At 52.8% G+C, this 8,882-nt stretch carries 8 protein-coding genes; 1 reads left to right on the forward strand and 7 read right to left on the reverse strand.

Annotated features, from left to right (window positions below; genetic code table 11):
• Window positions 1-26: 26 nt before the first annotated feature.
• The 7 genes from KHS78_RS11290 to xthA form a co-directional block, all read right to left on the reverse strand.
• The gene (locus KHS78_RS11290; RefSeq protein WP_211828505.1) at window positions 27-932 is read right to left on the reverse strand and encodes a hydroxymethylglutaryl-CoA lyase; all 906 of its coding nucleotides are present in this window, start codon (window positions 930-932) and stop codon (window positions 27-29) included.
• Window positions 929-2,911: an acetyl-CoA carboxylase biotin carboxylase subunit gene (locus KHS78_RS11295; RefSeq protein WP_211828507.1), complete on the reverse strand. Its 1,983-nt coding sequence runs from the start codon at window positions 2,909-2,911 to the stop codon at window positions 929-931. Before KHS78_RS11295 ends, KHS78_RS11290 begins: the two co-directional genes overlap by 4 nt.
• Complete coding sequence (locus KHS78_RS11300) at window positions 2,908-3,705, reverse strand: enoyl-CoA hydratase-related protein (RefSeq protein ID WP_211828509.1); 798 nt, start codon at window positions 3,703-3,705, stop codon at window positions 2,908-2,910. The genes KHS78_RS11295 and KHS78_RS11300 overlap by 4 nt, the downstream gene beginning before the upstream one ends.
• Before the next feature lie 11 nt (window positions 3,706-3,716).
• Window positions 3,717-5,324: a carboxyl transferase domain-containing protein gene (locus KHS78_RS11305; RefSeq protein ID WP_211828511.1), complete on the reverse strand. Its 1,608-nt coding sequence runs from the start codon at window positions 5,322-5,324 to the stop codon at window positions 3,717-3,719.
• A 12-nt stretch (window positions 5,325-5,336) separates the two neighbouring features.
• Entirely contained in the window at window positions 5,337-6,506 is a 1,170-nt protein-coding gene (locus tag KHS78_RS11310) for an isovaleryl-CoA dehydrogenase (protein WP_211828513.1), read from the reverse strand.
• A 37-nt stretch (window positions 6,507-6,543) separates the two neighbouring features.
• Entirely contained in the window at window positions 6,544-6,951 is a 408-nt protein-coding gene (locus KHS78_RS11315) for a MerR family transcriptional regulator (RefSeq protein ID WP_211828521.1), read from the reverse strand.
• Between the two features lie 159 nt (window positions 6,952-7,110).
• Complete coding sequence (xthA, locus tag KHS78_RS11320) at window positions 7,111-7,926, reverse strand: exodeoxyribonuclease III (RefSeq protein ID WP_211828523.1); 816 nt, start codon at window positions 7,924-7,926, stop codon at window positions 7,111-7,113.
• A 171-nt stretch (window positions 7,927-8,097) separates the two neighbouring features.
• On the opposite strand from xthA, the gene KHS78_RS11325 reads away from it, so the two are divergent.
• Window positions 8,098-8,742 carry a GNAT family N-acetyltransferase gene (locus KHS78_RS11325; RefSeq protein WP_211828530.1) on the forward strand — a complete coding sequence of 215 codons (645 nt, stop codon included), beginning with the start codon at window positions 8,098-8,100 and terminating at the stop codon, window positions 8,740-8,742.
• The last annotated feature ends 140 nt before the right edge of the window (window positions 8,743-8,882 follow it).

Raw genomic sequence — 8,882 nt, forward strand, 5'->3', positions numbered from 1 at the left:
TTCCTGTGTCTGGTATGGCTGGGACATCAGGGTTTTATAGGCTGTAGTGCGGCTGCGACTTTTGAGTGATTGGGTTGCCCCAGATGGCTGCAGACATAATGGTTAGCGCGCAGCAAGGCATTGATATCCACGCCGGTTTCAATACCCAGGCCGTTCAGCATATAAAGCACATCTTCCGTCGCTACATTTCCGGAAGCTCCCCGGGCATAAGGGCAACCACCCAAGCCGGCAATGGCGCTGTCGATTACGGTAATACCTTCCTGCAATACCGCATACAAATTGGCCAGAGCCTGGCCATAAGTGTCGTGGAAATGCGCCGCCAGGGCAGAGAGAGGCACCTGTTTGCTGACAGTTTTGATCAATTGCCGGGCTTTCTCCGGGGTACCAATTCCAATCGTGTCACCCAGTGAAAGTTCATAGCAACCAAGGTCCATCAGGGATTTGCTGACTGCTGCCACACGCTCGGGCGCAATCTGCCCTTCATAGGGGCATCCCAACGTGCAGGACACATAACCACGTACCCTGAGATTATGCTGTTCCGCTATGGGCATCAATGCGGCGATACGTTCCAGACTTTCCTCAACGGAGCAGTTGATGTTTTTTTGAGTAAACGCATCAGATGCAGCGGTGAATACCGCGATATCCTTAACGCCAGCGTCAATGGCATCTTCAAGCCCTTTCACGTTGGGCACCAAGGCGAAGTAGCGAACCGCAGAGTTAGCAGACAGCCCCTTGAAAACCTGATCGGTGTCAGCGAGCTGGGGTATGCGTGCAGGAGAAACAAAACTCCCGGCCTCAATCTGGCTGAGGCCGGCATTGCTGAGCAGCTCAATAAAAGCAATTCGTTCAGTAGGCGTCAGGGTATGGGGCTGGTTTTGCAGTCCATCCCGGGGGCCGACCTCAACGAGTGTGACTTTTTCGGGCAGGTTCATGAAGCAGGTTCCTCGGTCATCGCCAGCAGGGGTACGCCTTCTTCAACAAGGTCGCCATGGTTATAGAATACATCAGCAATTTCACCGGCGCGGGGAGCACGGATGGTATGCTCCATTTTCATGGCTTCCATCACCAGCAGGGGCGCATCAGCGAGCACCTGGTCACCGGGTTTAACCTGAACGGAAACAATGGTGCCATTCATAGGAGCATTGAAGCCGGAACCCACTTCTTCAAGGACATCGTAATCGGGTGTCGACAGACTGAGCGTCAGAGAGTCTGATACCACAGTGAGCGTGTCACTGTGTTGAACCATAGAAAACGGGCCATGGCTGTTACCCGTCAACATGACGCTATCGTTGGTATAACCTAGTCCGTCAACATCAATCGCTTCACCGTTTATCTGGCAGTGGTGGCGGTGTCCTTTTGGCGTCACCTGAATATCGACCATTTCGCCGTTAGAGGCGAATCGAAACCGGCTGATTGCAGGCAGGTTCATGCGCCAGCCTTGTCCCGTTAACCAGGGACTTATCGTTTGCTGCTGAGTCGCCTGATGTAATCGCCAGAGTGCCGCAACGGCCAGTGACAACAGACGTTCATCTTGCGGCTCACCGATAAGCGATGCCTTATTTTGTTCAATCAGGCCAGTGCTGAAATTCACAGAACAGAATTGCGGGTTATCTAATACCCGAATGAGGAAATCCCGGTTGGTAGAGATACCAGCAATCCGGGTACCCTGAAGCGCTGCGTGCATACCGGCAATCGCCTGATCACGGGATTCCCCCCAGACCACCAGTTTCGCCAGCATCGGATCGTAATACGGGGAGACCTGATCACCCGTACGAATACCGGTCTCCACACGCAACCGATCAGATTCTGCCGGAAAGGACAGATAGGCAATATCGCCGGTTGCCGGCATGAAGTCCTGCGCCACCTGTTCGGCGTATAGGCGAGTCTCAACAGCATGTCCGTTGACACTGACCTGATTCTGCGACAAAGGTAACGCCTGCCCATCAGCAACCCGCAGTTGCCATTCCACCAGGTCTTGTCCGGTGATCATTTCCGTGACCGGGTGCTCAACCTGCAGGCGGGTATTCATCTCCATGAAATAGAACTGGCCATCACTATCGAGAAGAAACTCAACAGTGCCCGCACCGGTATACCCAATCGTTTGACCTGCTGCGACAGCGGCAGTGCCCATGGCGATCCGAACGTTGTCGGTAAGACCTGGGGCAGGGGCTTCCTCAACCACTTTCTGGTGCCGCCGTTGCACAGAGCAGTCACGGTCTGCCAGGTAGATGCCCGAACCTGCATTATCAAAGAAAATCTGTACTTCAATGTGGCGGGGGGAGGGTAGGTATTTTTCCAGCAACAGCGTGTCATCAGCAAAGGATTTCAGGGCTTCGCGTCGGGCACCAGTGAGCGCTTCTGCAAATCCCCCTTCCTGTTCAACGACCCGCATGCCTTTACCACCCCCGCCTGCAGACGCCTTCAACATCACAGGGAAACCGATGGCACGGGCGGCATCCAGCAGCTTGTCATCCTGTTGGTCATGACCGTGAAAACCCGGCAGCAAAGGAACGCCAGCCGTTTCCATCAAACGTTTGGCTTCACTCTTTGAGCCCATGGCATCGATGGCACTGGGTGGTGGACCTATCCATTGTAACCCGGCATCCATAACCGCCTGGGCAAAACCGGCATTTTCCGATAAAAATCCATAGCCGGGGTGAATGGCATCGGCTCCAGACTGTTTTGCAGCTGCCAGAATAGCCGGAATATTGAGATAACTGTCAGTCGCAGGGGCCGGTCCGACGCAGTAGGCTTCATCTGCGCTGGTAACGTGGAGAGCCTGTTGGTCTGGCTCGGAATAAATGGCAACCGTACCCAGCCCCAGCCGTTTGGCAGTTTTGAAAATACGGCAGGCAATTTCACCGCGATTAGCGACCAGGAGTTTTGTAATGCTTTGAATGCCGTGACTCATGGCTGCTCCTTGACCCAGGCAGGGCGTCGTTTTTCCAGAAAAGCCTGAAGGCCTTCCTGCCCTTCGTCAGAGGTTCTTATCCGGGCAATTCTGTCACTGGTATCAGCAATCAGTTGCTCATCCAGTGTCTGACTGGATACCGTCTGAATCAATGACTTGCAGGCCGCCATGGCCGATGGACCATTGGTGAGCACGCGCGTGATAAGGTTTTCCGCAACAGCCTCAAGGTCATCGTCAATGCCATGCACCAGGCCAAGCTGACAGGCCTGAGAAGCATCAATCACTTCTGCTGTCAGCATATAGCGCCGTGCTGCACGCTCACCGATGGCGCGAATAACGTAAGGACTGATCACCGCCGGAATCAGGCCGATTTTGACTTCACTGAGACAGAAACTGGCATCAGAAGCGCAGAAGGCCATATCACTGGCCGCAATAATGCCAAGCGAACCACCGTAAGCGGCTCCGTTGACAAGACTGATGACAGGACATGGGAATGTATCAATACGCTGCATCAGACTGGCCAGTGCCTTGGCATCCGACTGGTTATCCTCAAACGAAAGAGAGGCCGTTCGCTTCATCCAGCCCAGGTCGGCACCGGCTGAAAAGTTGCCACCCGCCGCGTCGATGATTAAAACGCGGGCCGTCCCGTCGGCGAGCCACTGATCCAGTTGCTGATTGATTGCATCAATCATGCAGTCGTCGAACGCGTTGCGCTTCTCAGGACGATTAAAGGTCAAGCGTGCAACACCGCGTTTGTCCAGTGTATGCAGAATCGTCTTTTTGGTATCACTCATAGACATCCCCCTTACATCCTGAACAGGCCAAAACGGGTTTCTTCAGCCGGGGCATTCATTGATGCGCTGATCGAAAGCCCCAACACCTGCCGGGTATCTGCCGGGTCAATGATGCCATCATCCCAGAGTCGGGCACTGGCATAGAAGGGGCAGCCCTGGCGGTCATAGTCTCCAATGACAGACGCCCGGTATTCCTGCTCATCCTGTTCAGCCCACGCTTGCCCCTGCTTTTCCAGAGAGGCACGGCGCACCATGGAGAGCACACCCGCAGCCTGCTCACCACCCATGACCGATATGCGGGCATTGGGCCAACTCCAGAGGAAGCGGGGGTCATAGGCACGGCCACACATCCCATAATTGCCCGCCCCGAAACTGCCACCGATCAGAACGGTAAATTTAGGCACCGCGGCACAGGCCACTGCCGTCACCAGCTTGGCGCCATGCTTGGCTATGCCGCCGGCTTCATAGCGCGAGCCGACCATGAATCCGGTTATGTTTTGCAGGAAAACCAGGGGGATATTGCGCTGGCAACAGAGTTCAATGAAATGGGCGCCTTTTTGGGCGGACTCTGAAAAGAGAATGCCGTTATTCGCCAATATGCCGACCGTATGCCCCCAGATGTTGGCAAAACCACAGACCAGTGTTTTGCCAAACAGGGCTTTGAATTCATCAAATTCAGAATCATCCACGATACGGGCGATAATTTCCCGAACGTCATACGGGGTCTTAAGGCTTTCCGGAACAACGCCGTATATCTCATCCGGGGAATAACGGGGTAGCGTGATATCACTGGCCGCAGGTGTCTGGCGAGGAGGGCGGTTGAGTCTTGCCACACACTGACGTGCCAGTTGCAGCGCATGATGATCATCATGCGCATAATGATCCACGACGCCGGAGGTGCGTGCATGGACCTCTGCGCCTCCCAGATCCTCGGCGCTGATCGTTTCTCCGGTGGCCGCTTTGACGAGGGGAGGCCCTGCCAGGAATATCGTCCCCTGTTGCTTAACGATGATGCTTTCATCCGACATGGCGGGCACATAGGCACCGCCGGCCGTACAGGAACCCATGACAACGGCGATCTGGGCAATGCCTTTAGCAGACATGCGCGCCTGATTGAAAAAGATGCGACCAAAATGCTCGCGATCCGGAAATACGTCGTCCTGACGGGGCAGATTGGCACCGCCTGAGTCTACCAGGTAGATACAGGGCAGATGATTCTGTTCAGCAATGGTCTGTGCCCTGAGGTGTTTTTTGACTGTCAGCGGATAATAGCTGCCGCCTTTCACCGTGGCATCATTCGCCACAATCATGCATTCCTGTCCACTGATACAGCCAATACCCGCGACGGCGCCAGCGGCCGGCACGGATTCATCATAGACATCCAGGGCAGCAAATTGACCCACTTCCAGAAAGGCTGAACCCGGATCCAGCAGGGCGTTGATACGGTCTCTGACCAGTAATTTCCCTCGCCGGGTGTGTCGTAATCGAGCCTGCTCACCACCACCGTCACTGATGATGGACGCTTTCTGTTTGAGATCCGACACCAGGTCCGCCATTGCCCGATAATTGGACTGAAATGTCTCAGAACCGGTGTTTACCTGACTTTTGATAACCCCCATGACCAACAGCCCTCAAGCGCTTTCACGGAACAGTTCACGTCCGATCAGCATCCGCCGTATTTCTGATGTGCCGGCGCCGATCTCGTAGAGTTTGGCATCGCGCAGGTACCGGCCTACGGGATATTCGTTGATGTACCCATTCCCACCAAGGATCTGGATGGCTTCCAGCGCCATCTGGGTGGCCTTTTCTGCACAATAGAGAATAACGCCAGCGGCATCCTTGCGCGTTGCTTCACCGCGGTCGCAGGACCGGGCGACAGCATACAGATAGGCCCGGCAGGCACTAAGCCCGGTATACATATCCGCCAGCTTGCCCTGAATGAGCTGGAATTCACCAATAGGCTGGTCAAACTGTTTGCGGTCATGGACATACGGGATAACGGCATCCAGGCAGGCCTGCATGATACCGACAGGGCCACCACTGAGAACGACCCGTTCGTAATCAAGCCCACTCATTAGAACCCGAACACCGCCATTTTCAACGCCAAGGATATTCTCAGCCGGTACTTCACAGTCTTCGAAGACCAGTTCACAGGTGTTTGAACCGCGCATCCCCAGCTTGTCGAGCTTTTGTGCCTGGGAGAAGCCGTTGAAATCACGTTCAATAATAAATGCGGTGATACCCTTGGCATCCTTTTCCGGTGCTGTCTTGGCGTAGACGACATAGGTATGGGCATCCGGACCATTGGTGATCCACATTTTGTTGCCATTGAGGATATAGCGATCACCGCGCTTTTCAGCTCGCAGACGCATGCTGACCACATCAGAACCCGCACCGGGCTCACTCATGGCCAGTGCACCGATGTGCTCTCCAGAGATCAGCTTGGGAAGGTATTTATTCTTCTGCTCTTCTGTGCCATTGAGTTTGATCTGATTAACACAGAGATTGGAGTGAGCGCCGTAGCTTAACCCTATGGATGCCGAGGCCCGGCTGATCTCTTCCATGGCGATGACATGGGAGAGGTAGCCCATGTTGCTGCCTCCCCACTGGTCTGGCACCGTGACGCCAAGCAGCCCCATGTCGCCGAACTTTTTCCAGAGGTGGGCAGGGAAGAGGTTGTCACGATCCACATCCGCAGCAATGGGGGCAATTTCCTTGGCTGCAAACTGCTGCACCTGCGTGCGCAGCATCTCCGTCGTTTCATCAAGACCAAAGTTCAAACTGCTAACCGGGGTAACCATGACGCCTCCTGTTGAGGTTTTGACCGTGTTATGACGGCTATTCTTGTTGTTCCGATGCTGTTGCTGTTTCAATCACGTGCATCAAAGCCTGACGGCAGCGCTGATCCGCCTCGTCCAGTTCATGTTGCATGATCTTGATATCATGCAGTTGCTGCTCCAGCGCAGCGCGGTGTTCTGCGATTTTGTTCAGCATGACGCGGAGCTGTTTTTCATTACCGCTGTGTGGATCGTAGAGCTCAAACAGTTCTTTTGATTCATCCAGGCTGAAACCGAGTCGTTTCCCTCTCAGGATCAGTTTAAGCCGAACCCGGTCGCCATGGGTATAAATGCGATTCTGTCCCTGACGCTCAGGCGCCAACAGGCCATGCTCTTCATAAAATCGTATCGCCCGGGTGGTGATATCAAATTCTTTTGCCAGTTCAGAAATGGTGTAAGTTTGGCTCATACATGATGTCAAAAGCGTTTAATGAATTGTTATCGGCTTGCAGGACAACATAGCTTACCTTTACGTTAACGTAAAGCTTGATGGGTTATTCTATGTATCAGAAGGTAAGCTTAAGCCGTCTCAGAAGCCGTTAAAGGCGGCTTCTGAAAACCCATTCATTTAAACGTTAAATTCTGCCCAGACAGGGGCATGATCGGATGGCTTTTCCATGGCTCTGATGTCGTAATCAATGCCTGCAGCTGTGAGTGTTTGAGTCATTGGGGCGGTAGCGAGTATTCCATCAATTCGCAGCCCACGTTTAGGTTCCCTATCAAAGCCTTTAGAACGATAGTCAAACCAGCTGAATTGATCATCAATATCGGGATGGCAAAGACGGAATGTATCGTTTAACCCCCATTCCAACAGGGATTGAAACCATTCGCGCTCTTCGGGAAGAAAGCTGCATTTCCCGGTTCTGAGCCATCGTTTGGCATTATCTGCACCAATACCGATATCTTTGTCTTCCGGTGAAATATTAAAATCCCCCATAATGAGCAGAAGGTGATCCGGCTCATACGCGTCATTCAGCAACGCCATAAGATCACGATAAAAGTGACGTTTATTGGGGAATTTGACAGGATGATCCCGACTTTCTCCCTGCGGAAAATAGCCATTAATAATGGAGACTTTATTCCCGCTATCCGTCGTAATATCTGCGATGATCAGGCGTTTTTGGGCATCCGGCTCATCGGAAGGGAAGCCTTTCGCTACGTGAGAGGGTGCCTGCCGGGTCAGGAGCGCTACGCCGTAATGCGTTTTCTGGCCATGGAAGGCTGCGTGATAACCCAGCGCCTCAATATCAGTCACTGGAAACTCTTCGTCGGATACTTTGGTTTCCTGTATACCGATCACGTCAGGGTGATGCTTGTCGATGACAGCCTGGAGTTGATGGAGACGACTTCTGATACTGTTTGTGTTAAATGAAACGACTTTCATCACCCATTTCCTGAATCTGCATAAAGAAGTAGGGCAACTATACTGGATCACACCTGTGTGTTCATTGCCTTCACTGGTGCGATGGTCAATGAGCATGTTATCTTGAAATGGACGCCAACAGGACGGCGCCAGCAAAAACAATAAAAATACTGGTTAAGCAGGAGCTTGGACATGAGTGATTTCAATACCGCAGAGGCGGATGTGTCTGACGACACGCGTACACTCTATCTGGATGGCAGCTTCAGTCGCCAGATCCGGTCATTGCTCTACCATACTTACCGTGATGACCCTGTCTACCAATCCCTCTTTGAATCTGAGCGCACGGGCTATGATCAGCGTATCAGGGCCTGTACCAGGGAGCTGGCTTCAGGGTATTTTTCCGAGAACTTTCCCGTTGTAGGGGTTGTTAGAAATGATCGATTGATTGCAACAGCATTTGTGGCCAAATCATCCGCCAATACGGAGTTCGCCGACCGCTTTTTCTGGCGCTGCAAAATGATTTTGACCGTTGGCTATGGGTGCACTGAAAAATACCTGGCCTTTTTGAAAAGCATTTATGGGTTGTTGCCAGAGGGGGCCCATTATTATCTTCCGCTGATCGGCGTGCACCCAGACTTCCAGCATCAGGGACATGGCAGGCATTTACTGGATGCCGTTCATAACCTTTGCGATCTTGATCAGCAATCGCAGGGGATTGGCTTGAATACCTCAAATCCGGAAATGCTGCCATTTTTTGAATCCTTGGGGTATCGCCAGGTTGGCCAATTCGCGGTCAATGAAGGCGTAAGAGAAACTGTTATGTTCAGGGATAAATAATCTATATTTAACATAATATAGATTATGCGCACCTTTTAGGGTTCCGCCTTTTCTCGCTCCAAATCTTGAACGTCCGTTCAAACCTCTATCCAATCCGACCGCCGCCGACAGGCTTTCCCGCCTGTTCGCGGATGTTCGTT

Source organism: Kistimonas asteriae (assembly GCF_018263925.1).
Taxonomy (GTDB): domain Bacteria; phylum Pseudomonadota; class Gammaproteobacteria; order Pseudomonadales; family Endozoicomonadaceae; genus Kistimonas; species Kistimonas asteriae.